The following is a 25,325-nucleotide window of genomic DNA, read 5'->3' on the forward strand; positions in this document are numbered from 1 at the left end:
CCTAATTTACCGAACGCAAACTATCAGTGTCTGGCTGCGCACTGTCAGAACATTAGCAGCGCGCACGGGAAGTACTGCATACGGAGAGCTTTCAACGCCAATCATGCGACGGTAGACGCGATGAACACCTGGCCGCAAGTTTTCCTGCTGAGCCGGGCACCGGGAACGCCTGGACACCATTCGTTTGCGACGTGACTTGCCCGATGGCTGGAGGAAACTCGACTACCAACTCCGCGGCATCACGCGCAGCTCAGTCCCTCGTCCTCTTCAATGGCTATCGTGATCCTGGCGACACGTACAAGTATGCACAATTCTACAATTTTGACCCGCACAGTGGCAGCTACTTCATCCTGCAGCAGACCTTCACATCGGACGGTCTGAATCGACTCTCGCACGAGGCCGACGATAGCTCAGGCAAGCCGTCGATTGCTACATCGACACGCCGTTGATGCGCGTTCACTGAGCCTGATCGATCTGCGACAGGCGGTCGTATTCGAAGTAGGGGAGCGCGGCCCCATTGACACGAATTTCGATGCGCCTATCGGGGTGCTCAAACACGTCCAGATACTTGTGGATCAAGCTCCGATTCTCGACCGTAGCGGCCAGCCAATCTTGGGCGGGGGTTGCCGGCGCGGAATCCAAGGTCCCGAGGCCATCATCAACGTCCGTACGGTTTCAACTGCCAGTTCGATGCCATGGCATCCGCGCAGTGGCAGGCACTTTTCCAGCATCAAGGCGAGCGACCTGCGGCTAGTGGATGCGCACGACACGCAGACCATCGATCGCCTCGACGCGCCCGACATCACCGCGTGGGCAATTCATTCGGCGATCCACAGGCGGCATAACGAAGCGCGTTGCATCCTGCACGTTCACTCGAAATACACGGCCGTGCTGTCATGCCTGCAAAACCCGGTGCTGCCACCGCTGCGACAAAGTAACGGCTTGGGACGCTAACTGCGCAAAGCACATCCAGCATCGCTTCGATGCCGCAGACGTTGCTGCTGCCATTGATCAGCGTGATCGACGTATTGCTGAACTTGAGGAAGAGGTGAAGCGTCTACGCGTCGTCGCGGGCAGGATGACATAAGGTTGCCAGTGAAGCGCCAAGTCTGTGCCGGGAGTTGCCGGCGCCTCTCGGTGGCGATGGTCAATGTCCGCGGTGACTCTGACAGCGAACGCTGGGGCGGTGAACCCGTGTGGCCTAAAGGGTCGCGTGCTGCTGATCGCCGTCAGGCAGGGACAGGCTATGAAGTGTCGTTCACCATGGCCGGCGATTTTACATTTGGGTGCTTCACTCGTTAATCAGATTAAACAGACTGCGTTCGCCCTTGGACACGAATCCCAGTGTGCTGGCGACCGCTTTGGCCGTAGATCAAGGATCGTATTGTTGACCAACGGGATCTTTAGTACGCTCATGGGAATGACGTTGGGCCGCGACCGATATTCGTCCAATGCATGGCGCGATGCGACTGATTTTTCCGACGAGAAGCATTGACTGCAAGTTCAGCCGGCGCGCGTGGGGGCCGATAAACTCATAGCGCCCAATCGCGGCTGGCTAGCCCTGAAGGAGGGAGAACAGCAATGGGACTGTCATGGCAACAAGGGCCGCTCTCACCGGGAGCAATCGGTCGGTTTCTCGTGCCCGAATCGCTGCCCAAGAGACTGTTGTACGTCGAGCCGTTGCGCCGGCGCATGCGCGTGTGCTTTGGTGGAAACTGGATCGCCGATAGCGAGCAGGTTCTCCTCCTGTTTGAACCAGGCCGCTATCCGGTAGCCTACTTCCCGGAGACTGACATCTCTCCGAATACTCTCGAACGCATCGACCATACCACCCAGCACCCCGACCTCGGGCCCACATCCTGGTACGCCGTCCGGGCGGGTGCGCAGACCGCGCCGCGAGGGGCGTGGCAACACACGATCCTGCCCGCCCACGCCAGCGAACTGCAGGCGCGCGTTGCGGATCGAGGCGCTTTCACCCGGATGGCGTTCTTCATTCGAGGCATTATTGCGGAGCTGGACGACTGGCGCGGCGAGTGGGAACGCTGGGCTCGCGCCCTCAGCAGCTGCGCATCCGGTTGCACCAGGATTTAGCTCGCTAGCGGTAACGGCGATCGAGCGGGAGTGCGTGGACGTCCTGTCGCTGACGTTGCAGCGCGCGGACGGTCAGCCGCTGCGAACGGCTTTGCCCGGCCAGTATGTGGTCTTGCGTCTTCAACGGTCCGCCAGTGGGCCGCCGCTTTTGCGCAGCTATTCGCTCTCGAGTGCCCTTTCGACGGAGCGTTATAGGATCAGCGTGAAGATCGAGCCGAATGGAGCGGCTGGCACCTGGCTGCGGGAGCATGTCCGGGTGGGTGATACTCTCGACGTGAGCGTGCCGCGCGGAAGCTTCATTCTGCAGCCCGGAGGAGGGCCGGTTGTGTTGCTCAGCGCGGGAATCGGGGCGACGCCTGTTCTGGCCATGCTGCACACGCTGGCGGCAGCCTGCTCGATGCGGCAGGTCTTATGGCTCCACGGGGCTCACGATGGACAGCACCATCCATTCGCCGCCGAAACACGCCGCCTCGTGCAAGCGCTTATACACGGCCGCAGCCATGTCTGTTACAGCAGGCCGGGCCCACACGACCGGCTGGGTCAGGATTTCGACGTTACCGGACACCTGTCGCGAGCGGTCCTGGACGAGGTGGGCATCCGGCAAGAGGCGGATGTCTACGTCTGCGGGCCCGCTCGCTTCATGGCAGACATGAAAGAGGCGCTCGCAACCTTGCGCGTAGCGCCGGAGCGGATTCACGTCGAATTCTTCAACGGCGGCGAGTCGATGACTCCTGGCATTGTCGGTACCCCGACGCGAGCTTCTCATCTTCCCAAAGACGATGCCACCACGGGTCCGCTGGTAGCGTTCGCGCGCAGCGGCATCACCGCCCACTGGAGGGCCTCCGCCTATCAGAGCATTCTGGAGCTGGCCGAGGCGTGTGACGTGCCCGTCCGATGGTCGTGCCGCACCGGTGTCTGTCACAACTGCGAGAGCGGACTGATCGCTGGGTCCGTCACCTACCAGCCTGATCCGCTTGATCCCCCTGCAGAAGGAAATGTCCTGATCTGCTGCGCCCGGCCGCGCGATGACGTGGTGATCGACGTCTGAGCGGCGTCGCAAGTGTGGCGTACGCCCCCTGGAGTGAGCACGCCGTTGATCGGGCCTGATCTCGCGCCGTCGCGTCAGCCGTTCTTGCGCTCCTTGAGCCGCTTCCGGTGCGCCGCAACCTTCGCGCGGTTACCGCAGATCGCCATGCTGCACCACCGGCGCGCGTGGCCCCGCGTGTGATCGGCAAACATCAACGTGCACCGCGGACCTTCGCACGCCTTCACGTGCGTGAAATCTTCTTCACACACGAGTTTCGCCAACACCTTCGCTATGGGCATCAGTAACGACTCCGGTGATTGCCAGCGTCGATTCTCACGAAATTCAAACATCGTCACCCCGTTCGTGACGTCAGCGACGACTTCGCCATTTCGTTCGTCCCGCTCAAGCAGTTGATTCAGTGGCTCCAGCTCACGCACATCCCTGGCGACTAACGGCCGCCCCTTTCGCTTCTGGACAAATCCCCTGAACCACTCCCGCAGCGCGCGCGCCTGCGCCGCAGCGGCGTCGAGTTGAGCCGGCGTGGACCGCGACCGCATCGCCGCGAGCGCGGCGCGGGGCACCAGCCCTGCCTGCTCCAACCAGGCCAGCAAGCCTTCTCCGTCGCTGATCCAGTCGACTTCCTCATCCACTGGTGTTGCAACCGAGTTCAGGAAATCGAGGCCCGGGGCATCGGCCACGAATATCGCAGGAATCTGACGGTAGTCCATCTATCAAGACGAAAGTGAAGTAACGATGCTCACATTGTAACCACTAAAAACACACTTGACAAGTTACATGTGCCATGCGTAACCTTTTAAAAAGCCTTGGAAAGGTTACATGGTGTATCGCCGATATATGAGCATCAGCGACCTGTCGTGCCGACAGTCGGTCGCCGCGTTCATCACTTGTCTAATCCTGTTGATCTGACGAGGGAAACATGTCCTCTATCGCCTATCGCCATGCCGACGTCGACGGTTTCAAGGTGTTCTATCGAGAAAGAATGATCCGTTCTTCTTGCCGGCAGGCGCCGAGGCATTCAGACGCGACATACCGGGCGCGGTAGTGCGCTTCTTCGATACCGGGCATTTCGTGCTGGAAACGCACGCCGCGGAGGTCGTCGCGGCCATTTCGGATTTCCTCATTCGCTGACGGGCAGCGGCTCGTCAGCATCAACAGCAGTCCAATCAACTATTAGGAGAATAGTCATGCGTGCAATAGTGCTCGAAAAGTTCGGCGACTTCGATAGCCTCGTCTATACGGAACTGCCGGAACCCGAGCCACTGGAAGGTCATGTGGTCATCGAAATCAAGGCTTTCGGCCTCAACCATGCCGAGTTGCATATGCGGCGCGGCGAGTGGGCCGAAGCTGCCAAGGTCAGCGGCATCGAATGCGTGGGCGTGGTGAAGTCGTGTCCTGGCGGCGAATTTCCTGTCGGCGCGAAAGTCGCTGCGTTGATGGGCGGCCTCGGACGAACCATCAACGGCAGCTATGCGGAATACACACGGGCACCCGTGGCGAACGTGGCGCTGATCGAGTCCGATCTGCCGTGGACCGAACTCGCGGCGATTCCGGAAACTTATGCGACCGCGTGGACGTGCCTGTTCCGCAATCTCGAGATCGAAAAAGGGCAAACGTTGGTGATCCGCGGCGCGACGTCGTCGTTCGGACAGGCGGCAGTCAACCTTGCTGTGAACGCCGGCGCAAAGGTCATCGCGACGACGCGTAGTCCCGCGCGCTTTGCGATGCTTGAGGATCTCGGCGCCTCGCACGCCGAGATCGAAGGCCCCGATCTGTCGAAGCGCATCGCCGAAGCAAAGCGCATCGATGCGGTGCTCGACCTCGTCGGCAACAGCACGGTTCTCGACTCGCTTGCCATGTTGCGGCGCGGCGGTCGGGCTTGTCTTGCGGGCTGGCTCGGCGGCCTCGCTCCAATAGCGGATTTCAACCCGCTGGCGCAAATGCCGAGCGGAGTTGATCTGACGTTCTTCGCCAGCTTTGTGTTCGGCACGCCCGGTTTTCCGCTTTCCGACGTACCGCTTCAGAAGATCGCCGAAGACGTCGCCGCCGGCCGTCTTAAGGCAAAGCCGTCCCGTGTGTTCGGTTTCGATGAAATCCGCGAAGCGCATCGCGTGATGGAAGCCAACGAAGCTGGTGGAAAGATGGTCGTCGTCCTCTGACCGACCAGGTGCTCATGGGACGACGAGAATTGATAGTCGTCCATGAGAATCGCGTGCTCCAAATGTCCGCCGCTGGCGGACTACGGCCGGCTTGCAGCGGTCTCAAGCTCGGGGCCCATACCGCGTGGAGTATGGAGCATGGTCTCGCCACGCTGATCCTGGCGAACCGCGCGCCGCGCGTGGACACGAAAGTGGCGATGCCAAAGTTGATCGACCTCGTCGTGATGATGCTACTTGGCGCCATCACGGCGGGTCCGGATCATTTCCCAGAGCGTGATTCAGCAATGCGCGCTCCTTCAGAAGCCAGTGGTGGTTACGCGCACAGCTCGAAAGCGCGCCAAAGCGTAGTCGTCGTCGCTGTCGAGAACGCGGCACCGGTGACGCGCCCGGGAATATCGTTCTGAACGTGTACGAAACTGGCGCTGATGCACCACCCCGCTTCGCGCGGTCCAGCGGCGGACCTGAATGGCGGATGCCCGGGGTCGGTATGGTCTACTGTGGATTATCGAGCCATGCGGATGACGCCACAGCGGCGTCATCCGCTTTATTAACCTGAGGTCAGCGCAGCGTCCGGAAACTCACGCGAAATTCTTCCGTGAAGGCCTGCGGTTGCTCCCAGGCCGCGAAGCGACCGCCCTTCGGAAGGCGGTTGTAGTGAATCAGCTTCGGATACGCCTTCTCGGTCCAGCTCTGCGGGGCCGCGAAGATCTCATCCGGAAACACGCTGACGGCAACGGGAATCGCAACGTGCTTCGGCGCAAAGAAGTTGAGCTTGTTTTCCCAATACAGCCGCGCCGACGAAACACCCGTATTCGTCAGCCAATAGAGCGTGACATTGTCGAGCACGTCGTCTCGCGACAGTCCCTCGGGCTGGCCGTCAAAGACGCGCGCAATCATCGCCTGACTGGCTGCGTCGTGATCAAGCATCCATGCGGCGAGGCCGATCGGCGAATCACGGATCGCGGCTTTGTCGCCGCCCCCCGGTGGGGCAACTTCAGTAATGGATTGACTCGTTTCCGCAAAGGCGTACCGGCTCAATGAGGCCGCAGCAAGGGACGCCGTTGCCACACCAATAAAACGACGGCGCGACGGCGCATGGGGGTCGATACTGTCCAACACACAAATTCATTAAAGAATTTAGTAATCTTAATGATTAAAGTAACAGCGACACAATGTATTGACTAATCAAGCTCGTCAAAGTCGTGAGATGCCAATGCGCATGGCAGCCTCGTGGGAATGGAGAGGCACCGTCACGCCAATGCCATGCCCGACAAGCAATGCAATCAAATAATTGTCATGGATACATTCAAACGTACTTCAGCAATTCAAATGCCGGTAGGCGGGGAGCGAGGCATTGCTTGGTCTGGTCTATATGTGCATATGTCGCTGGCGAGCGGTGGATCGATCTCGTTCGCTTCACGTTCTTTACTGCGACAAACCAACTTTGCTTGCCGCCGCGATGATCGCGTCGGCAACCGCCTTCGGATGACTCAATTGCGACGTGACTCGAATCGACATGAATCGTCGTTGCACCGATCTCCCTTGCCATCGCTTCCTCTGCGCGCGGATCGATCATGCGGTCGTGGTTGGCTACCACGAACCAGGATGGCTTCGTGTGCCACGCAGCGATACTCACCTTGTCGTCCAGACAGCCCGCGAACCACGGTCCCTGCGTCGTCGCGAGGATACGTGCTTGCGCTGGCGGCAGATCCTGGGCGAAGTCATTGACCACCGCGTTGGTGGACAACGTCAGGAAGTTGGCGGAGTCCTTCCTCAGTTCGCCGGCCCAGGCCGGAGCCGGCTGGTCTTTCATCATGTCGTTGACCGATGCGCCACTGTCCGGAACGAGAGCGGCTACATATACGAGTGCCTTGACTCTGGCGTCGTCGCCAGCCTGGGTGATCACGAAGCCGCCCCACGAATGGCCTACGAGCACGACGGGGCCAGTTTGCTGTTCTATTGCTCGCCTCGTCGCAGCCGTATCATCCGCGAGCGAGCTAAGCGGGTTTTGAACCGACACCACATGAAGACCACGCGCCTCGAGCAGCGGGATTACCTTATCCCAGCTCGATCCGTCAGCGAAAGCGCCGTGCACAAGGACGACATTCGTTCCTTTCAGGTCCTGTGGCGGGGCAGCATTGGCCGTGTGCAGCGAGAACATGCTGCCAAGCAGGAACGCCGACGTGAGATATCTCTTCAACAGTCGATACATACGGGAATCCTCGTTAAAAGTGTGGGGTGAGCAGTTAGCATCGCAGGCAACTCGCGCGGAAGGACGTCGGCCCAATGACCGGCACCACCGCTATCGGTCGCGAAGCCGCCTGGAATTCTTTCCTTAAGGCTGGGCACGTGGACGCTCAGTAGCTTGCAACTTCGATCACTGCGTCCGCAAAGGCCTTGGAGGCTTCATGCGGCAGGTTGTGGCCGATTCCACCTGCGATGTTGCGGTGCACGTATTCGCCGACGAACTTCTTCGCATACGTCTCAGGCTCCGGATGGGGCGCGCCGTTCGCGTCGCCTTCGAGGGTGATCGTCGGCACGGTGATGACCGGCGCGGCCGCGAGACGCGCTTCCAGCGCGTCGTATTGCGGCTCCCCGTTCGAGAGACCCAATCGCCAGCGATAGTTGTCGATCACGATCGCAACGTGATCGGGGTTCTGGAAGGCGCTTGCGGATCGCTCGAACGTCGCATCGTCGAAGTTCCATTTCGGCGACGCAAGTTGCCAGATAAGCTTCGCGAAGTCGTGCCGATTCGCTTCATAGCCCTGCCTGCCCCGCTCCGTTGCGAAGTAGAACTCATACCACCACCCGAGCTCCGCTTTCGGCGGCAAGGGCGCCTTGTTGCCCGCCTGGCTACCGATCAGATAGCCACTCACCGAGACCAATGCCTTGCAGCGCTCCGGCCACAACGCTGCGACGACATTCGCCGTGCGCGCGCCCCAGTCGAAACCGCCGATGATCGCCTTCTGAATCTTCAGCGCATCCATCAGCGCGATGAGGTCGACGGCGAGCACTGACTGCTGGCCATTGCGGACCGTATCGCGGGAAAGAAATCGCGTCGTCCCATAGCCGCGCAGGTACGGGACAATCACCCTGTAGCCCGCCGACGCGAGTCGAGGCGCGACGTTGGCGAAGCTGTGGATGTCATAAGGCCAGCCATGGAGCAAGATCACGACTGGGCCGTTGCCTGGGCCGACTTCCGCATATCCGACGTTCAGGACTCCGGCATTGATCTGCTTGATCTCGCCGAACGATGCATTTGACGTTGCGGTATCCGCGCTTGCAGCTGTGAATTTCCGGCATATAGGCGCCATTTCGTTTTCGGCGTAATGGCGCCACCCAGGTGACGTGCAACGAGGGTTCGAACTTTCATTGATCGGCTAGACTGCCGGCCTTTTGCCGGGAGAGGCCGTGGCCAATCGGAGGTTCGAGATGTACCAATACCGACAGATCCTGGTGCGCATGCGCCGAGGCGACTCTGACCGGGATATCGCACGATCGAAGACCATGGGGCGCAAGAAGATTGCGCAGGTGCGGGAGATTGCCGCGAAGAACGGATGGTTGGTGCGTGAAGCGGCTTTACCCGACGAACACGTAATGGCCACTTTCCTGGATCGCAAAGAGGCGCCGCTACCATCGAGTTGCGTCTCAACCTTGGAACCGTGGCGCGAGCAGATCACCAAGTGGCGAGCAACCGGCGTTCAATGCACAACGATCCACGCCACGCTCGTTCGCAACCACGGATACAGCGGCAGCTATTCGTCGGTCTATCGTTTCCTTCTGCATATAGACGCTTCGCACACGCCCGACGTGCCGCTGCGCCTGGAGTTCAAGCCGACCGAGTAATCGCAAGCTTGCGATTACTCGGCTAATGGGAAGCGCCTCGTTATAAGAAGGAAATGGCCTACCTCCCGGATTCTGCTGGCTGGTAGGCCGCACGACCTTCTCATTATGGGCGCGTGCTTTTCACAGAGAGTCGAGCCAGGTCAGCAACTCCGGATTCCGCTTCCATCGCGGCGGCCGACCGGGCTTCGTTGATGGGTCGATCTGTTCGAGCGCCTTTCGCTTGGTATCCAAATTGGCGCGAGCATAGTGATTGGTCGTGTCCAGTCGCACGTGCCCGAGGTAGCTACGGATCACCGACACGTCGACACCGGCAGCGACGAGCTGAACTCCGACACTGTGACGCCACGTGTGCGGTGTGATTCGCTTTGCCGCGAGCGATGGCACGTGCTGCGAAGCTGACTGAACGTACTGCTTGAGCTTGAAGCGAACCCCGGCTGCACCGAGCGGCTGGCCGTATCGATTGACGAAGATGGGCTCGTCATCCGAACGCGGTTGTCGCCTCAGCAGCGCCTTGATTATGTCCACCGTTTCCGGCCACAGGGGGCAGATGCGACTCCTGCGGCCCTTGCCGAGCAGCTCAACTTGCGCGGGGGATTCAAAGCGGATGGCCCGTGGGCACACATCCAGTGCCTCCTGGATTCGTGCTCCCGTGTTGTACAGGAACGCTAGCAACGCGTGATCCCTCTGTCCTTCCGGGCTCGATTGGTCGGGTTCTCGAAGGACCGCGGCGATTTCGTCGGCATCCATGTAGCACATGGTAGGCCGGGATCTCTTCTTGACCGGGATATATGCGATCTCTGCGCATTGCGCGATTGCCAGCGGCTCGCGATGGGCGACGAAGGTAAAGGAGCTATGGATAGCGGCAAGTCGACAGTTGCGCGTGCCGATGGACACCTTCCTGTCCTTCTCCAGATAGTCGAGGAACTCGATCACGTCGCTGGCCTGCAGGTCCGCGAGCGACAGTTGCGCGATCTCCCGTCGCCTCCGGCTGGCTGCAAATTGAAGGAACATCTTCCACGTGTCGCGATATGACCATACCGTATGATGGGAGAGATTCCTCTGCTTGCCCATCCATTCATGAAAGAATGCGTGCAACAAAGAGGCGAGTGAATTCGGTTTCATAGCACACCATCCTTCGTCTGGAGAGCTGCTGCGCCATTCCTACGGAAGCGCTCGCCGGCTTCCTGCAGTAATTCTGGTGTGATGTTCAGATAGACTAGTGTCGAGCGGATGTCTTTGTGTCCGAGGTACGTTGCGAGATAGGGAAGCCTGGATTGCGGGTTGATTCCCGACTTGTACCAGTCGCGCATCCGATGGCCTACCATCGTATGTCGCAGATCGTGAACTCGCGGCCCGACCGCTCCGTGCGCGGGTTTGATGTTCGCACGTCGCAGAACATCCGTAGGAACAAGCCGTATGCCGCCCACTGTGTAGCCGCAGTTTCGCTGTGGACTCCAGAACAGTGGGCTCTCAGGATTCGTTGGAGTGCCGGCTTGCTCACGCATGTCCAGATAGTGCTGGAGCACTGTCATGACTCCAGGGGCCAGAGGCAAGCGACGTCGCTTGAAGAACTTCGTCGCCCGGATCTCGAGAGTCTGCTCACGCAGATCGACATCGCCAAGCACCAGACGCGCGACCTCGCCTCCCCGAAGCCCGGCACAGTAGGCAAGCACGAGCATTGTGAAGAGGGTGACAGGACGCCACGGTGCCTTCGGCGAGGGATACAACAGCGCCGCCTGGAGAATGCGCTGTATCTCATCGTCCGTGTAGAGATATGGGGATCGCTGCTGTTGCCGAGCCGCACGAGCTACTCCATCGCCGATGGACAGGACCGGCACCCGCGGGTCGATCCGGTGCATCGCTTTCGACACTGTGCGGCCGGCTCTCCGAGCTTCAAACAAATGGTACCGCCACGGTTCTTCCTCGCTCCAATGCTCGACGAGTTCGGCCAGCGTAAGCCCGGCCAGCTCGGGATGGTATTGCAGGAAGCGATCGAAGCGCAGCAGTCTCTGCTCTTCGGTGCGATAGCGATAACCGAGGACGCGCATGTGTGCAATATGCTCATCCATCACTATTCCAAGGAAACTTCCGAAACGAGGAAGCCGGCGCTGTTTCTGGATTGCTGCGTTGCCATCCTCACTGACGAGGGCTCGAACGATCGGCGTGGTGCGCGGGCCGTACTGCCGATGTAATTCTGCAAATGGGTTTGACGTGATGAGTCCGTGGTCGTGCAACCACCGGACATATCGCTCGATCAGGAAAGTTCGGTGATAGAGGATGTGTGCCTGCCACTTGAGACTGTGTTCCTTCAGCCATTGCTGCACGAGTGAGACGTCCGGTGAAGTAATCGCGCCATGGTTCGCGAGAAAGCTGTTGAAGTTGCATAGAATGCCCGCATAGTTCTTGTACGTGGCCGGATGGGGAAAGCGTTGCGCCCGCAAAAATCGCTCGACGGGTGCCGCATCGATGGATGGTAAGTGAGTCATGGTAAAAATCCTCCTGGCAGATCCAGTCCGATGGTTCGCAGATCCTCGGTCGCAAGCTTCAGATACTCTGCGGTCGCCGCAGCAGACGTGTGACCCAACACATCGCCGATGATCTTGAGCGGCACACCAGATCGCAGCAAGCTCACGGCACGTGCGTGGCGAAAGGCGTGGGGGCCTTTCCTTCCTTGTGGAGTGACTCCGGCTGCTCGCAGACGAGCGCCCGTGATGCAGTTGAGGATCGACCCGTTCTTGAACGGGCGGTGCGGTGTCTGGATACGCAGGAATATCTCTCGATGTACGCTTGGCGGGCGCGCCTTCTCCACGTATCGGAGCACAGCTTCGCCCGGTTCGCGTAGCAATGGAAGCTCGGAGTAGGTCCCTGTCTTTGAGTGGCGCACGCAAAGAACGTCCCGCCTCCAGTCGATGTCCTCCAGGCGTAAATTGACGACTTCTGCAGCGCGTAGGCCGTAGGTCGACAACAGGATCAAGACGGCGTAGTCGCGCAGACCGACCGGCGAAAGATCCTTCCGAGTCACCTCCAGAACCCGCTGCACTTCCTCTGTTCGAAGGGCGACTGGAATGTCTTCGTGCTTATAGATGCGCGGCCCAATTACGGTGCCGGTGAGATCGATGGCGGTTCGGCCCGTGCGCCACAAGTGGCGAAGAAAATCACGGAGGCAGACGGTTCGATCTTCAATGGATCCGCGCCTTAGTCCGTCACAAGATTGCTTCAAGTACGCGTCAAGATCGCGAACGCTCAAGTCCGCAAGACCCCGTTGATCTGCTCGCTGTCCAAGTGACGTTAGGAATTGCAACGCATGCTTGGTGCGCTTGGCTCGTGTCAGTGGGTGCAGTCCACACAGCTCGCGCAACCACGTGTCGTAGTCCTTGACGATATCGCGATGAAAGACTTCGAGAGCGCTGCGCGGTGGGTCCGGGACCGGCCATGCTCCATGCACAAGACGCAGCATCATATTGATGGCACCAGTGTATCGATGTCGCCATTTCTGAAACGGTGGCAACTCGCTGTACTGTTTCCGCGAGAGCCGATATTGCCCGCGCAAGAACCGCGTCACGTGCCCCGAGCGAACGGATTCGATCGACAGTCCATTACGGTTGCAATAATCCAGCAACTGACGTACGCGAGCCGGATACCACCGCTGGATCCGTAGGGAATACCCCTCGGCCCTCAGATGAGCCAGCAGTTTCTCGATCAACATCTCATCAGTTGATAGCGGAGCGGACATGGGAACCTCCTCGGACATGACCAAGCCTGAGGATGCCACGTGCTCATAATGGAAAGCAGAATCGCGAAAAAATGCGGGCTGCCCGGCGACTCGCCGATGTTCTTCCGATTACCGCCTCCTTCAGATTAGCCGAGTAATCGCAAGCTTGCGATTACTCGGCGAGCGCAAAGGTCAGCGGCACAAAGGTACCTCGCCCAGCCGTTCGTGCGTGCTCCTGCTGCTCCTGTCGCCAGCGCCTCGCAAATGCGGCGACCCGATCGTAAGAGCCGGTGAAACCCAGCGCGCTCAAATCAGCGTGGATCTGCTTGAGCGTTCGGCGCTGCTTACGCGGTCGCTTGGCTTCTGTGTTCAGCCAATCGGCGAGCTTCGCGGCGAATCCATCGAGCTTGCTGGGACTCTGACGTTCGGGATAACTCGGCAACACAGTGCCGGCGCGGATATAGCGCCTGACCGTGTTTCTCGATACGCCGAGGCGTTTGGCGATCTCGCGCAACGAGACATGATCGCGATAGTGCCAGCGTCGAATGATGCTCAATATTGCCATGTCGATCACTCCGTTCTCCCGCTCGTCGCTTGAGCGGGCCAGTGTGTTCTACGTGGGTCAATATTCGATGCAAATTACCGCGTCAGGTGGGTCAGAATTCAGTGCAAATCAACACTTTATGCCGTCAATAACATCGAACCGGGAACGCTGGTCGATCGCTGGATCGACGTGCGATGGGATGCACCGGCGAACATGGCGCTAGATGTTGGCGCGGTGCCAAGCGGGCAATCGACTGGCGATCGAATTGGACGCGTGATGTCGCATCACTTTACACCGGAGACCAACAAGACGACGCACTATTGGTTCTCGAATTCCTATCCGAAAACAATGGGAGACGCGGGAGTCGCGCTGGCGGAGCAACATATAGAAAGCCTCAAGCGGCCGTTCGAAGAAGAAGACTTACCTATGCTAGAGTCCCAACAAGCGATGATGGGCGATGCGGACTTCTGGTTTCTGAAACCGGTGTTTCTTCCAGGCGACGCAGGAGCAGTGCGGGCGCGGCGAGTTCTTGACAAGCTCATCGCGGACGAGCAGGCGAGACTTTGAACGGAAGCGAGTGAGGTGGCTTGACGTGCGGGACGCAATGACTACTCCGCCGGAGTGAGATTAGCAACGGCGAAAAAAGATGGCGTCTTCCGCACGCCATAAGATGTACTAATTATAGAAGTAAGATATTTCTGGCGGGCTATTTTGACTTTGACCATTTAGAATAATGGAAGATCCGTAGGCATCGCTCAATCCCAGATGCTGGACATTTATATCGATAACTAGAAGGTGTCGAACATGTCAGTTACCGCTGTCGCCAACAACAGCCGCGCGAGTCTGCTGCTAGCAGAGTCGCAATCCGCATCGGGACAGACCGAAGCCAGCAGCGCAGCCAATTCCGTGAAACCGGCCTCGACCTCGGCGACAGGGGCAACCGCAACCGAGTCGTCGACACAGGTGACACTCAGCCCCACAGCCCAGGTTCTTACCGAGCTCGCGGCTGCGGGCATTACCTTCACGATGGCCGACGCACAGGGTGCACCCGCGTCGCAGGCCTCTCTCGCTGGAGTGACCCTGCCGTCGAAATCGTCCGGCGAGACGGACGATGGCTGGGCAATGCAGGTTTGTGAAGCGCTTGCCACGACAGGCCTCAACGTCTCGATGACGGACGCGGGCGGCGTCAGCATGAGCGTCGAGAAAATGACTGGTCCGCGAGGGTCCTCAGGCGACCCAATGATGCAGATTGCGCAGCAGATGAACCAACACCAGATCAGCCCGCCTACGAGCGGTGGTAAGTACGACGGCAACATTTCGCAGGCGGCCTTCGATAAAGTGATCAACGGAATTGGCGGGACCAAGACTGACGCCGATCAGATTTTCTCTTCGCTTGACACTGACCACAGCGGCTCCATATCCAATTCGGAACTGCTGAGCACCATGTCTCAACTTGGCAGCAGCACTGCGGGTTCGGGCGTGCAAGAACTCGAGAAGCTGCTCGTCCCCTATGGGGACAGCACCGTCACCGATGGCGAATTTCTCGGTTTTGAAACAGCAATGGTGGCAGCGGAAAAGCCGGCGACTTGAAGTCCGCCGCGTCACGCTTCGGGGCTTTGTTGCAAATAGCGGCCCCGAAACAATCGTATGTCTATAGGTTGACCGCGCCGATTCAGAATTGATCCACCCCCAATCGATCGTATTTTGATCCGGGGTGGAGGCCTGTTGTATGAGAACTGGTTTTGGAAAACGACGCGCCGAACAGCATGGTGTGAACTGTTCATTCCCGGCCCGCTCCAGATCTGTCAGGTACGTGTCCCGATGGTCCGGGATCCCGTCGATAACACGTGTCAGGCAGGTCCCGAAAACACCTTGCTCACACGAGACAGGGATGACAACGCCTCGGGCGGCCAGCGCATCGATCACACGCTGCTTCGCACCCACTTCGATATCTTCGCCGGTACTCGCAATGCGGATCGTAAATGGCGCGTCCTGAACATCAGCGTCGCGTATTGCCGCGTTAAAATATTCCCGGTGCACCGCCAGTACCGTCTCGATGAAGCCGCCAGGACCGCAGACGTAGACGTGCGTTCCCGTTCTGATTTCTTCGGCAAACAACGTTTTCGCTTCAAAGGCCCGTTCTGTGTAGTCCGAATCAAGATGCAGACGCACATGCGGCGCCAGGTCATGCAGGGCAAGGCGGTCGCGGAGCGCGGCTCGATCAACATTGCGCACACAATAGTGCAACACAAATGAGGACGACGTTTTTACCAGGCTCTCCGCCATGCTAAGCAGCGGAGTCAGTCCAATCCCACCTGCAACGAGAATAGAGCGTTCGGCGTCCTGGACTAGGGGGAAATGGTTGCGTGGCTCGCTTATTTCAATCGTATCGCCCTCATCAAGCATGTGCATCCCGGTTGAGCCGCCGCGCGAATTCGGGACCAGCAGAACGCCCAGTACGTAACGCAGCCGATCTTCAGGGTTGTTGCAAAGAGAGTATTGGCGCACCAACCCGTTACGAAGATGCACGTCGATATGCGCACCCGCCGAGAACGCCGGCAGCGGCGAGTTGTCGAGAGCCATGAGTTCAAACGCCGCGATATCTTCCGCAACGGCCTTCTTCTGTGTCAGTCTGACACGGATCATACGATCCTCCGAATATTCTGTACGTAGGAGAGGCGCTCATGCCTTTGCATCCATATAACCGAGACTGCTAACGAACCAGCCAGCGCCTGTCAGCTATCTCAAGATTGGCCCGCGCGCGTGGTATCAGCCAATGGCATCCAAGGTATGCCCGTGGGAGTCATACGGCTGCGCATCGATCAATACGAACGCGATGACGCACGGCTCGGTCCCGCGATTGAACCAGTTGTGGATCGTCCCCGCGCTGAACCAGTACATCCCCCCGCCTTCAGATGGACCTCTGCGCCGTCGAGGTCCATATCGATCTCGCCCGACAACACCACCGCATAGTCGATCGAATCCGTACGATGATTCCGCAGTGTGACACCCGGGGAAAATTCAATCACGCGAAACACAGAACCGTTTGGATGACTGGTGCCCACCTTACGCTGGGAGCCGTCGAAATCTTCGTTGTTATCAACTGGGAATCCCTCTGTCGACCAGATCACGGCACCCTGCGCGCCCTCACGCAGGGAGGTGCTACGGACGACAAGCTCATCTATGGCGACCACGGCCTTGCCGTTGGCGTTGTGACCGGTCACGATGCGGCGCACTGATAATGTCATGGCTTCTCCGATGTAATCAGGCTTGCGAGTGCAAGCGCATGATAGGTGAGGTTGATGTAGTCATTGGATGGTGTGGCAGTCGTTTTTGCATTACATTCGCATTCCGAACGAATACTAAGAACGTTTTCAAACCCTTGTGCATTGAGATGCGCATCCTGGTCGAGTCCAATACCGGGCAATGTGAGCAGTCGGTAGGTTCTTGCGGCGACCGAGTCCGACAACTGAAGCTCTTGCACAAGAATTTGAATCGACTCGGCCGCGTTCTGTTCGTCGAGCACGTATCGCAGCGCCTCGACGTAAGCGCATAGATACTGCACGAGGATCTCTTCATGCTAGCTTATCCACGGACACATGGCGAAAGCCGCAGTCGCCTGATAATGGCCCAGATGATCCGTGGCTCGACCAAGACTACGCAGGCCTTTGTCGCGAGCCTGGACCGAGAATGGCGGATTGAGGATCGCTGCAGCACAATATGCCGGATCTTCGAGCATGGCTGCAAGCCGCTTGTAGGTAGCGCCCACCGGAACCAGCTCATAGTCCACTCCGGCGATGAGGCCGGCCGCTCGCAGCATGGTCTTCGCTTGCAGCGCATGGGCTGTGTTCGGCGCGTCCACGAGTAACCTGCGCCCCCGCAACGCCTCCATGGCCGTAATATCAGGCTGAACAAAAAGCTCGTTCATCCCGCTGTCGCCGCCCATCACGACTACGACATCGTGCCCCGCAACCAGCCTAATGGCGACGGTCGTCATGTTCCGCAATTTTTTGGTTTGAGCGGACAGGAAGACCTTGGCGGCGGAGAGTCGGCGTTCTTCAGATATACCCAAACCATTGCGACCGCAAACGGCGTCGCGAGCGCAAAGGAAGGCTACGTTGGACTCGCGGACGCAACCTTTGGCCGGGTGAGTCTTGGTCGCCAATGTGATCTGATCGCCGATCTGCTGCCATACTTTTCCGAATACTACATGTCGGTGTCGGGAGTCCATCCCGGTGATTTCGATCGTAGCGCCGGAACGTACCTGAATAACCCCCGGCGTCAGAATAGTTGTCGTGTTATCTGATTCTTATAGACATGGTCCGGGGGCGGTAAAATCAGGGTGAATGAAAACCTACTCAGCAGAAAGAAAAGAAGCGCTGGTGCGGCGCATGATGCCACCGGAAAACGCGCTGGTTTCGGCGCTGGCCAGAGAAACGGGGATTACCGAACAGACGTTGTACACGTGGCGCCGACAGGCGAAAGGACAAGGGTTGGCCGTGCCGGGCGATGGGAAGAATCCCGAAGCATGGTCTTCGGAGGACAAGTTTGCAGTAGTGCTGGAAACCGCGCCGCTCAATGCAGCGGAGCTGGCCGAGTATTGTCGTCGAAAGGGTCTTTATCCAGAACAGATATCCGCCTGGCGAGCCGCTTGCCGTTCGGCCAATGCGAATGCCACGGAGCAGGCACGCGAGCAGCGCCATCAGTCGAAGGACGACAAGAAGCGGATCCAGCAGCTCGAGAAGGAATTGCAGCGCAAGGAGAAGGCGCTGGCGGAAGCGGCTGCGCTGCTGATTCTGAGAAAAAAAGCCCAGGCGATCTGGGGAGACAAAGAGGACGATTAATCAACGTCCCGGATCGCCTGTTATGTGTATCGTTGATACGCGAGGCGGCGCAGTCAGGCTGCCGGCTGGAGAAGGCTTGCGACGAGCTGGGCCTGAGCCTGCGCACGTTCCAGCGCTGGGTGGGTGACGGTGACGCGGTGCACGCCGATGGCCGTACCACGACCGAACGGCCGCCGCCGGGTAACCAGCTGAGTGAGGCCGAACGGCAACAGATTCTTGAGGTAGCCAATAGTGCGGAGTTTGCCAGCTTGCCGCCCAGCCAGATCGTGCCAAGCCTGGCGGATCGCGGCGTGTATGTCGCGTCGGAATCGAGCTTTTACCGCGTGCTGCGCAGCGCCTCGCAGCAGCATCACCGGGGTCGTGCGCGCAAGCCTTCGACCCGGGTGGTGACCAGTCATTGTGCGACAGCGCCGAATCAGGTCTGGTCGTGGGACATCACGTGGCTGCAGGCGGCGGTCAAAGGACAGTACTACTACTGGTACATGATGCTGGACGTGTTCAGCCGCAAGATTGTTGCTCACGAAGTGCATGAAGCCGAATCGGCGGAACTGGCCGCGTTGCTGATGCGGCGTGCCAGTCTGGCCGAGGGCCTGGCAGGACGTCCTCTGGTGCTGCACTCGGATAACGGCAGCCCGATGAAGGGTGCGACGATGCTTGCCACTCTGGAGAACTTGGGGGTTGCGGCCTCGTTTAGCCGCCCGCGTGTGAGTAATGACAACCCGTACGCAGAGTCGCTGTTCCGCACCTGCAAGTACCGGCCCGACTATCCACGCAGGCCGTTCGGCAGCGTGGATGAGGCCCGTGCCTGGACGCAGAAGTTCGTGCGTTGGTACAACCAGGAGCACAAACACAGCGGCCTGAAATTCGTCACGCCGGCGCAGCGCCACAACGGCGTAGCCGCCGCAGTGCTCGCGCAACGTGAAGCCGTTTATGCAGAGGCCAGGCAGCGCAATCCACAGCGTTGGTCCCGATCGACGCGCAATTGGGAATTGAAGGATGAAGTCTGGCTCAATCCGGAGCGTATGCAGCCGGAAGAACTAAAGCAGTTTGCTTGAAGTGACGCGACAACTACGTTGACAACCGCCGATAACGCCGTCAAATATCGAACGCCGGTCTATGGCGGTTTTAGCGGAGCGTTGATGTTCAGTTTCGGTGATACAGGCACCGGAGGCACCAACGCAGGCAATAGCCAGGGTATCGAACTCGACTACAACGATAACCAGCGTCTGAAGGCAACTGTCGTGTATCTCAACGTCCGTGGTGTGACGGCAACCCCCTTCAACAGTCTCGGCGTCACCTCTTTGTACGGCACCACGTTCGCACCCGGAGCCACGGTGCTGCAGAACGAATCGATCCTGGCTGTTGGCGGGTACTACGACTGGCAGACCTGGAGATTGATGGCGACGTATACGAATACGCGGCTTACTCCGCCAGATAGGGCGAACGCGGAAACAATCGAAACGTACGATGTAGGTGCGAACAAATTTCTTAATCCGTCTTTCAGAGTCGGTGCGGGTTATTCGTACTCAAAAATGGAATCATATAAGTGGAGCATCTGGCATGCGCATGTGGACTATTTTCTATCGAAAAGCACTGACGTTTACCTGCGCGTGGTCCAGGAATTCGCCGGAGCCGGGCAGCATGCCGTCCTGTTCCTGGAAAGTCCCTCATCGAACAATCGACAACTGGTGCTCGGTGGGGGAATTACACATCGATTTTGAGAGCACTATTTGATCTGCTGGTGTCACGTTTTGGAGAGAAGCAGCGTGAATTTCAATCGTCGAAGCGACAACGACCTTGAAAATTCCCGCTGTACGCGCCCGGTATCACGGCACACGGGCGATCAGTTGATGATGTGCTGTCTCGCCTATCGCACCACGCTCGCTACCGTGTGGCGTCCCATCCGAGTGATACACAACGAGAACAGCGTTCTGATGCGTCATCTGCTCCGGTGCACTCAGCTTGACCATAGCGCCGCCATTGGAATCCGCGACAAAGGAGTTTTTGGTCCCGGCGCCATCGAGCGGAGTGAAGCCAGTCGGCTGCTGATCAAAGTGATTTTCAAAGACACTATAGTGGCCGCCAGGCTTGAGACCATGCAAGGCCATGGTCACCTCCTCGTGGCCGTCAGAGCCGGGCGTCAACGTCACGGTGCCGCTGGCATGCAGCCATTGTCCCAAGGTCATGCCCAACGGAGCGCCTTTTGCGTTGTAAATCGCAGTGCCTGTGGCATCGTCTTCACGCGCATTCCGTACGCCCTTGATGTGTTCGATTCCCTGCCAATGGCGTCCCGCCGGCTCGCTCTCGTCGAGCACGAAGACCTGCGGGTCGAGCACGGCCGGCAACGCCACTTCTTTCGAAAAGTAGGCCGCATGCGTCACAAACGGCAGTGCGACGACCGGAGCGGTCTGCGCGTACGCGGCGTTAGCTAACAAGCAAGCAGCCGCCATGAAGGTATGGGTCAGTTTCATAGTCAATGAATCACGAAGAGGGTTAGTCGGTGTCGCATGGGCATTTCGGAAGACGTGCGCAGCGCCACCGAGGAAAGCTTAGACAGGCGGCCTCGCTTCGCGAATACTCAAGCAACTCATAAACGTGCTCATTCGTCTCAGATTCTCGCTGACCGACATGCGTAACATCGCCTGTCAGGGAGCCTCGCGTCAAAGTGCTCCTGACCCACGTGCGGCGCGCGAACTACTTCAGCACGGTTGCGATGGCGTTGGCCACCACTTCAAGATTGCGCGTGTTCAGCGCGGCGACGCAGATGCGGCCCGTGCCGACGGCGTAAATCCCGAATTCCTCGCGCAAACGATCGACTTGCGGAGAGGTCAGGCCCGAGTACGAAAACATGCCGCGCTGCTGGTTCACGAAGCTGAAGTTGCGCGCAACGCCTGCTGCCTTGATGTGCTCGACCAGACCGTTGCGCATTGCGCGAATGCGGTCGCGCATCTCGCCGAGTTCTTGTTCCCACGTGGCGCGCAATTCGGGCGAAGCAAGGACTGCGGCGACAACTGAACCGCCGTGCGTCGGCGGGTTTGAATAGTTCGTGCGAATCACGCGCTTGAGTTGCGACAACACGCGCGTGGCTTCTTCCTTGGCGCTCGTGATGATCGACAGCGCGCCCACGCGCTCGCCGTACAACGAGAACGATTTGGAGAACGACGACGACACGAATACGTTGAGATCGGCCTTGGCGAAAAGGCGCACCGCAGCGGCGTCAGCGTCGATGTTCTCGCCGAAGCCCTGATAAGCGATATCGAGGAAAGGCACCAGCGAGCGCGCCTTGACCGTTTCCACGACCTGTTGCCACTGCGCCGTGGTCAGGTCGACGCCGGTCGGGTTGTGGCAGCACGCGTGCAGTACCACGACCGTGCCGGCCGGATAGCTGTTGAATGCTTCGAGCATGGCGTCGAATTTCACGCCGTGCGTGGCTGCATCGTAGTACGGGTAGTTCACGACTTCAAAACCCGCGTATTCGAACAACGCGCGGTGGTTTTCCCAGCTCGGGTCGCTGATGGCGACTTTGCCCGTGGGATTCAGCCGCTTCAGGAAGTCGGCGCCAATCTTGAGCGCGCCCGTTCCACCCAGCGCCTGAGCCGTGATCACGCGGCCGTCGGCGATCAGCGGGGAATCGTTGCCGAGCAGCAGCTTTTGCACGGCAGCGTCATAAGCGGCAATGCCTTCAATAGGCAGATAGCCACGGGGCGACGCGAGTTCCGCGCGCGCTTTTTCTGCTTCGCGAACGGCGCGCAGGAGCGGAATCTTGCCTTCTTCGTTGAAATACACGCCCACGCCGAGATTGACCTTGGTCGTGCGCGGATCGGCGTTGAAGGCTTCGTTCAGGCCCAGAATCGGGTCACGGGGGGCAAGCTCTACGGCTGAGAAAAGAGACATGATTTATCGGCGGTAGTGGATAAGGCGGCACGGGCGGTCGGGATGGGAAATCGGCAGATCAGTGGCTAAAAAACGGGGAAACAGGACTTCAAGGAGCCCACAAAAGAACTTCGCCTCGTCGATGAAAACTCTCGTTGGCATTTTAACGAATCGGGCTGTGATTTCCGGCGTCGCGAAACGGAAGAAACGCAGGATTTAGCTATTGTTGTCCGGCAATTCCCCGATTTATTACAAAATACCGGAGAACTGAACGCAGTGTGTCGGAACTTGATCTCCAGGCTTTCTTTCATCAAAACAGTCACTTGCGATTTTCTCCGCCTATTTGGAGAGTCGCGACCGTGGCAACATTCCAATGCTTGCGTCAGGGGTGTTCTGTTTAAGTCAACGCGGCGCTCTCTCCACGACTCTTCCATAAACAATGTGGATGTCGCCTAATAAGAAAAATTAGTGAATTAGTTCGAATCGGTGAATCGAAACAAAAAAGGAGACGCCAAATGAAGATCGGTATTATTGGCTGCGGCGCGATTGGGCAATTGCTGTGTGCACTGATACCGCGGAACTTGCCTGAAGTTCAGATATCAGCGGTGGTCGAACGCGCCGAATTACATGACCAACTTCGCGCCCGACTTGACCCGAATACGCGGATCGAGACGTCGGTATCCGCATTGCTCGATATTGGACTGGACCTCGTAATTGAATGTGCTGGCCACGCAGCCTTGAAATCGACCGGTCCAACGGTGCTGAAACACGGTACGGACCTACTAGTTGTATCAGTGGGCGCGCTCGCCGACCGCGATACGGAAGCCGCCTTGATGAGCGCCGCTACATTCGGGCGATCCAAGCTGCGCATTCCGGCCGGTGCGTTGGGTGGCCTTGATGCCCTGGGAGCGGCGAAACTTGTCGGACTGGAGCGGGTGCTTTACTTGTCGAACAAAGCACCCCTTGCGTGGAAAGGTACGCCGGCGGAATCGATGATCGCGCTTGACGACGTCACTAAAACGACCGTTTTCTTCTCCGGGACTGCTCGCGAAGCCGCGCAACTGTTTCCGCAGAATGCAAACGTCGCGGCGGCGGTCGCGCTCGCAGGTATCGGTTTCGACAAGACCATGGTGAGCCTGAGCGCAGATCCAGATGTGGCCGGCAATACGCATCGCATCGAGGCTGTCGGCCTGTTCGGGGAAGTGAGCGTGCGAATTGTTGGAAAGCCACTGGCGGGCAACCCGAAAACGTCGATGCTGGCGCCATACAGCGTCGTTCGCAGTCTTGCCAACATGAGCCAGACAATTGTAATCGCCTGAGGTTCCGAAACCTTTGAGCGAGCGGCAGGCGTATGACCTGGTCGGCGAAATAAATAATTGAGTAAGGAGACAAAATGTCGTTTAGAGATCTGGCCAGCAGCTACGCCGAACCGGCATACAGGCCGACGAACAAATCGATCGCGGTGGCGTTGACGGCATCATGTTTCGGCTGGGCGCTTGACCTGTTTGACCTGTTTCTACTTCTCTATGTCGCACCGTACGTTGGGAAAGCTTTTTTCCCTTCACACAATGCCACGCTGACTCTTGCCGCTGTGTACGCTTCGTTTGCCGTAACGCTCTGCATGAGGCCCGTTGGTTCGGCGATATTTGGGTCGTACGCAGACAAGCGTGGCAGAAAAGGCGCCATGATGGTCGCAATGACAGGCGTGGGGCTCAGTACAGCGGCATTTGGACTGCTCCCCGGCTATGCCTCCATAGGACTATGGGCGCCAATCATTTTCCTTATCCTTCGACTGGTTCAAGGCGTATTTGTGGGCGGTGTGGTGGCATCTACACACACCATAGGAACGGAGTCTGTGCCGAGAAAGTGGCGTGGACTTGTATCGGGACTGATCGGCGGCGGCGGTGCCGGCTTGGGTGCACTGCTCGCGTCCATTTCCTTTCTCGTGATGTCTTCCATTTTTGTAGGGGCCGCGTTTGACGATTGGGGTTGGCGCGCAATGTTTCTTTCCGGAATCTTGAGCGCGGTGTTCGGCCTGACTCTGTTCAACTCCCTTGAAGAGTCGCCACTCTGGAAGCAATTGAGAGAGGCGCCGGGATTGCTGTCGAAGGAGAAAGCAGCGACGCCATTGAAAGCTCTTTTTTCCGCGGTCCATCGCAAGACCCTGTTGGTCAATTTACTATTAACGGTAAGTGGTGGTTCGGTGTACTACCTCACAGCAGGTTACTTGCCAACCTACCTGCGAACCATCGACCACGTGACGAATCACACCGCGTCACTGTTGTTGGTGGGAGCCGCCCTGGCTTCTATTGTTGCAGGGCTGATGTTCGGACAGTTGGCCGAGGTTTTAGGGCGTAAGAAAGCGTTCCTCCTGATTGGCTTGATCGGCTTGCTGGTTGTCCCGTACAGCTTTATCAAGCTGTCGACGAGCGTGGGCATTACGCCTGTCGCGTGCTATTCGCTGATCATCGCTTTTATGGGAAATGCAGTACTTGCTCCCTTACCCATTTTCCTCAATGAGAGGTTTCCGACGGCGATCCGCGCAAGTGGTACTGGATTGTCGTGGAATGTAGGCTTTGCTGTGGGTGGCTCGATACCGGTGCTCGTGACCTTGTCGAGCGCTTCGCTAAGCGGCTTGCCCATCACGCTCGCAATCTTCACTGCTGTGTTTTTTGCCGTGTACGTGATTGGAGCCGTCGTCAGCGGAGAAACCAAAGGGCACAACATGTAAATCCGTAGCGGCATAAATAACCTTCCGCAATATTTATCATAATTAATAGAAATACTAATTATCGAAAAAATGGAATTAAGACCGTGATGCGATGGCGATCTTTTTCGCGAGGTTCATGAAGGTGGGTGCGTTGCCAAACAAGCATCGTGACTTCCGTTTCAAAGGAGACAGTAATGACTGCCGTAGTGACTGAAAATTGCAATGCCTGCCGTTTTACCGAATGTGTCAACGTTTGCCCCGTCGCGTGCTTCCATGGTGACGGCGAGATGTTGTACATCGACGGCGCCGTCTGCATCGACTGCACAGCCTGCCTCGTCGCATGTCCGGTGCAGGCAATCTATATGAGTTCGGACATGCCGTCCGAATTGGAAAAATGGATCGATATCAATGCCGAACGTAGCGCGGTGTTGCCATTGGTGACACAGAAAGCTGATCCGCTGCCGACGGCTGAAGAAAGGCGCGCCACACTGGGGTTCTGAT

23 protein-coding genes and 6 pseudogenes are annotated in these 25,325 nt (G+C 58.3%); 14 read left to right on the top strand and 15 right to left on the bottom strand.

What is annotated here, in order from left to right:
* Positions 1-426: 426 nt before the first annotated feature.
* The 3 genes and pseudogenes from SBC1_RS40675 to SBC1_RS26215 all read left to right on the top strand — a co-directional run bounded on the left by SBC1_RS40675 (position 427) and on the right by SBC1_RS26215 (position 3,139).
* Positions 427-954 (top strand): class II aldolase/adducin family protein, encoded by a 528-nt coding sequence (locus tag SBC1_RS40675; protein WP_370469646.1) that lies wholly within the window; start codon positions 427-429, stop codon positions 952-954.
* A gap of 627 nt (positions 955-1,581) precedes the next feature.
* Positions 1,582-1,959 (top strand): annotated as a pseudogene (locus SBC1_RS26210) (DUF427 domain-containing protein); the annotation flags it as partial.
* A 166-nt stretch (positions 1,960-2,125) separates the two neighbouring features.
* Complete coding sequence (locus tag SBC1_RS26215) at positions 2,126-3,139, top strand: 2Fe-2S iron-sulfur cluster-binding protein (RefSeq protein WP_165100725.1); 1,014 nt, start codon at positions 2,126-2,128, stop codon at positions 3,137-3,139.
* Positions 3,140-3,213: 74 nt separating this feature from the next.
* Here the strand turns inward: SBC1_RS26215 and SBC1_RS26220 are convergent, their stop codons facing one another.
* Entirely contained in the window at positions 3,214-3,846 is a 633-nt protein-coding gene (locus SBC1_RS26220) for an ABATE domain-containing protein (RefSeq protein ID WP_165100722.1), read from the bottom strand.
* Between the two features lie 268 nt (positions 3,847-4,114).
* Here SBC1_RS26220 and SBC1_RS26225 point away from each other — a divergent pair.
* The 3 genes and pseudogenes from SBC1_RS26225 to SBC1_RS26235 all read left to right on the top strand — a co-directional run.
* Positions 4,115-4,267: pseudogene (locus SBC1_RS26225) on the top strand (alpha/beta fold hydrolase); the annotation flags it as partial.
* A gap of 56 nt (positions 4,268-4,323) precedes the next feature.
* Positions 4,324-5,295, top strand: a complete 972-nt coding sequence (locus SBC1_RS26230) for a zinc-binding alcohol dehydrogenase family protein (protein ID WP_165100719.1) — start codon at positions 4,324-4,326, stop codon at positions 5,293-5,295.
* 53 nt (positions 5,296-5,348) lie between these two features.
* A complete protein-coding gene (locus SBC1_RS26235; RefSeq protein WP_241202184.1) occupies positions 5,349-5,699 on the top strand; it encodes a hypothetical protein in 351 nt (116 codons plus the stop codon).
* A gap of 154 nt (positions 5,700-5,853) precedes the next feature.
* On the opposite strand, the pseudogene SBC1_RS26240 reads toward SBC1_RS26235, so the two are convergent.
* The 3 genes and pseudogenes from SBC1_RS26240 to SBC1_RS26250 form a co-directional block, all read right to left on the bottom strand.
* Positions 5,854-6,255, bottom strand: a pseudogene (locus SBC1_RS26240) (epoxide hydrolase); the annotation flags it as partial.
* A gap of 465 nt (positions 6,256-6,720) precedes the next feature.
* Positions 6,721-7,507 (bottom strand): annotated as a pseudogene (locus SBC1_RS26245) (alpha/beta fold hydrolase).
* 145 nt (positions 7,508-7,652) lie between these two features.
* Complete coding sequence (locus SBC1_RS26250) at positions 7,653-8,672, bottom strand: alpha/beta fold hydrolase (RefSeq protein WP_370469665.1); 1,020 nt, start codon at positions 8,670-8,672, stop codon at positions 7,653-7,655.
* A gap of 55 nt (positions 8,673-8,727) precedes the next feature.
* Here SBC1_RS26250 and SBC1_RS26255 point away from each other — a divergent pair, with 55 nt between their 5' ends.
* Positions 8,728-9,141: a hypothetical protein gene (locus tag SBC1_RS26255; protein ID WP_206366091.1), complete on the top strand. Its 414-nt coding sequence runs from the start codon at positions 8,728-8,730 to the stop codon at positions 9,139-9,141.
* Positions 9,142-9,261: 120 nt separating this feature from the next.
* On the opposite strand, the gene SBC1_RS26260 is transcribed toward SBC1_RS26255, so the two are convergent.
* From SBC1_RS26260 to SBC1_RS26275, 4 genes and pseudogenes are all read right to left on the bottom strand, one after another.
* Positions 9,262-10,263 (bottom strand): tyrosine-type recombinase/integrase, encoded by a 1,002-nt coding sequence (locus SBC1_RS26260; protein WP_165100712.1) that lies wholly within the window; start codon positions 10,261-10,263, stop codon positions 9,262-9,264.
* Positions 10,260-11,627, bottom strand: coding sequence for a tyrosine-type recombinase/integrase (locus tag SBC1_RS26265; protein ID WP_165100709.1), 1,368 nt, complete (start codon positions 11,625-11,627; stop codon positions 10,260-10,262). The genes SBC1_RS26260 and SBC1_RS26265 overlap by 4 nt, the downstream gene beginning before the upstream one ends.
* Entirely contained in the window at positions 11,624-12,892 is a 1,269-nt protein-coding gene (locus SBC1_RS26270; protein ID WP_165989047.1) for a site-specific integrase, read from the bottom strand. Before SBC1_RS26270 ends, SBC1_RS26265 begins: the two co-directional genes overlap by 4 nt.
* Before the next feature lie 136 nt (positions 12,893-13,028).
* A pseudogene (locus SBC1_RS26275) lies at positions 13,029-13,427 on the bottom strand (HTH domain-containing protein); the annotation flags it as partial.
* Positions 13,428-13,610: 183 nt separating this feature from the next.
* On the opposite strand from SBC1_RS26275, the gene SBC1_RS26280 reads away from it, so the two are divergent.
* The gene (locus SBC1_RS26280; protein ID WP_241202183.1) at positions 13,611-13,964 is read left to right on the top strand and encodes a hypothetical protein; all 354 of its coding nucleotides are present in this window, start codon (positions 13,611-13,613) and stop codon (positions 13,962-13,964) included.
* A 221-nt stretch (positions 13,965-14,185) separates the two neighbouring features.
* Here SBC1_RS26280 and SBC1_RS26285 read toward each other — a convergent pair whose 3' ends face one another.
* The 5 genes and pseudogenes from SBC1_RS26285 to SBC1_RS26305 form a co-directional block, all read right to left on the bottom strand.
* Positions 14,186-14,545 carry a hypothetical protein gene (locus SBC1_RS26285; protein WP_165100699.1) on the bottom strand — a complete coding sequence of 120 codons (360 nt, stop codon included), beginning with the start codon at positions 14,543-14,545 and terminating at the stop codon, positions 14,186-14,188.
* A 583-nt stretch (positions 14,546-15,128) separates the two neighbouring features.
* A pseudogene (locus SBC1_RS40095) lies at positions 15,129-16,043 on the bottom strand (2Fe-2S iron-sulfur cluster-binding protein); the annotation flags it as partial.
* Positions 16,044-16,219: 176 nt separating this feature from the next.
* Positions 16,220-16,645, bottom strand: coding sequence for a cupin domain-containing protein (locus SBC1_RS26295; RefSeq protein ID WP_165100693.1), 426 nt, complete (start codon positions 16,643-16,645; stop codon positions 16,220-16,222).
* The gene (locus SBC1_RS26300; RefSeq protein ID WP_165100690.1) at positions 16,642-16,923 is read right to left on the bottom strand and encodes a hypothetical protein; all 282 of its coding nucleotides are present in this window, start codon (positions 16,921-16,923) and stop codon (positions 16,642-16,644) included. Before SBC1_RS26300 ends, SBC1_RS26295 begins: the two co-directional genes overlap by 4 nt.
* A 54-nt stretch (positions 16,924-16,977) precedes the next feature.
* Positions 16,978-17,325: a hypothetical protein gene (locus SBC1_RS26305; protein ID WP_165100686.1), complete on the bottom strand. Its 348-nt coding sequence runs from the start codon at positions 17,323-17,325 to the stop codon at positions 16,978-16,980.
* A gap of 33 nt (positions 17,326-17,358) precedes the next feature.
* Between SBC1_RS26305 and SBC1_RS26310 the strand changes: the two genes are divergently transcribed.
* From SBC1_RS26310 to SBC1_RS26320, 3 genes are all read left to right on the top strand, one after another.
* Positions 17,359-17,703 carry a porin gene (locus SBC1_RS26310; protein WP_165100683.1) on the top strand — a complete coding sequence of 115 codons (345 nt, stop codon included), beginning with the start codon at positions 17,359-17,361 and terminating at the stop codon, positions 17,701-17,703.
* Between the two features lie 40 nt (positions 17,704-17,743).
* Positions 17,744-19,296 (top strand): IS3 family transposase gene (locus SBC1_RS26315; protein WP_241202151.1). Its coding sequence is split into 2 segments (ribosomal slippage): positions 17,744-18,206 and positions 18,206-19,296, totalling 1,554 coding nucleotides; the frame shifts between segments, so codons are not numbered across the junction.
* Positions 19,297-19,314: 18 nt separating this feature from the next.
* The gene (locus tag SBC1_RS26320; RefSeq protein ID WP_165100680.1) at positions 19,315-19,962 is read left to right on the top strand and encodes a porin; all 648 of its coding nucleotides are present in this window, start codon (positions 19,315-19,317) and stop codon (positions 19,960-19,962) included.
* 105 nt (positions 19,963-20,067) lie between these two features.
* Here SBC1_RS26320 and SBC1_RS26325 read toward each other — a convergent pair whose 3' ends face one another.
* Both SBC1_RS26325 and SBC1_RS26330 read right to left on the bottom strand, forming a co-directional pair.
* Positions 20,068-20,712: a hypothetical protein gene (locus SBC1_RS26325; protein ID WP_241202182.1), complete on the bottom strand. Its 645-nt coding sequence runs from the start codon at positions 20,710-20,712 to the stop codon at positions 20,068-20,070.
* Positions 20,713-20,935: 223 nt separating this feature from the next.
* Complete coding sequence (locus SBC1_RS26330) at positions 20,936-22,135, bottom strand: amino acid aminotransferase (RefSeq protein ID WP_165100675.1); 1,200 nt, start codon at positions 22,133-22,135, stop codon at positions 20,936-20,938.
* Positions 22,136-22,629: 494 nt separating this feature from the next.
* On the opposite strand from SBC1_RS26330, the gene SBC1_RS26335 reads away from it, so the two are divergent.
* The 3 genes from SBC1_RS26335 (at position 22,630) to SBC1_RS26345 (ending at position 25,324) form a co-directional block, all read left to right on the top strand.
* Positions 22,630-23,433: an aspartate dehydrogenase gene (locus SBC1_RS26335; protein ID WP_165100672.1), complete on the top strand. Its 804-nt coding sequence runs from the start codon at positions 22,630-22,632 to the stop codon at positions 23,431-23,433.
* 74 nt (positions 23,434-23,507) lie between these two features.
* Positions 23,508-24,845, top strand: a complete 1,338-nt coding sequence (locus tag SBC1_RS26340; protein ID WP_165100669.1) for an MFS transporter — start codon at positions 23,508-23,510, stop codon at positions 24,843-24,845.
* 173 nt (positions 24,846-25,018) lie between these two features.
* Positions 25,019-25,324, top strand: a complete 306-nt coding sequence (locus SBC1_RS26345) for a ferredoxin family protein (protein ID WP_165100664.1) — start codon at positions 25,019-25,021, stop codon at positions 25,322-25,324.
* The last annotated feature ends 1 nt before the right edge of the window (position 25,325 follow it).

It is taken from the genome of Caballeronia sp. SBC1 (assembly GCF_011493005.1).
In the GTDB taxonomy this organism is placed as follows: domain Bacteria; phylum Pseudomonadota; class Gammaproteobacteria; order Burkholderiales; family Burkholderiaceae; genus Caballeronia.

Coding starts and splice junctions, on each gene's coding strand:
- SBC1_RS26270 (WP_165989047.1), bottom strand. CDS start 12,892: ATGTCCGAGGAGGTTCCCATGTCCGCTCCGCTATCAACTGATGAGATG.
- SBC1_RS26230 (WP_165100719.1), top strand. CDS start 4,324: ATGCGTGCAATAGTGCTCGAAAAGTTCGGCGACTTCGATAGCCTCGTC.
- SBC1_RS26330 (WP_165100675.1), bottom strand. CDS start 22,135: ATGTCTCTTTTCTCAGCCGTAGAGCTTGCCCCCCGTGACCCGATTCTG.
- SBC1_RS26255 (WP_206366091.1), top strand. CDS start 8,728: ATGTACCAATACCGACAGATCCTGGTGCGCATGCGCCGAGGCGACTCT.
- SBC1_RS26265 (WP_165100709.1), bottom strand. CDS start 11,627: ATGACTCACTTACCATCCATCGATGCGGCACCCGTCGAGCGATTTTTG.
- SBC1_RS26295 (WP_165100693.1), bottom strand. CDS start 16,645: ATGACATTATCAGTGCGCCGCATCGTGACCGGTCACAACGCCAACGGC.
- SBC1_RS26260 (WP_165100712.1), bottom strand. CDS start 10,263: ATGAAACCGAATTCACTCGCCTCTTTGTTGCACGCATTCTTTCATGAA.
- SBC1_RS26325 (WP_241202182.1), bottom strand. CDS start 20,712: ATGAAACTGACCCATACCTTCATGGCGGCTGCTTGCTTGTTAGCTAAC.
- SBC1_RS26335 (WP_165100672.1), top strand. CDS start 22,630: ATGAAGATCGGTATTATTGGCTGCGGCGCGATTGGGCAATTGCTGTGT.
- SBC1_RS26345 (WP_165100664.1), top strand. CDS start 25,019: ATGACTGCCGTAGTGACTGAAAATTGCAATGCCTGCCGTTTTACCGAA.
- SBC1_RS26280 (WP_241202183.1), top strand. CDS start 13,611: ATGGCGCTAGATGTTGGCGCGGTGCCAAGCGGGCAATCGACTGGCGAT.
- SBC1_RS26220 (WP_165100722.1), bottom strand. CDS start 3,846: ATGGACTACCGTCAGATTCCTGCGATATTCGTGGCCGATGCCCCGGGC.
- SBC1_RS26340 (WP_165100669.1), top strand. CDS start 23,508: ATGTCGTTTAGAGATCTGGCCAGCAGCTACGCCGAACCGGCATACAGG.
- SBC1_RS26305 (WP_165100686.1), bottom strand. CDS start 17,325: ATGAACGAGCTTTTTGTTCAGCCTGATATTACGGCCATGGAGGCGTTG.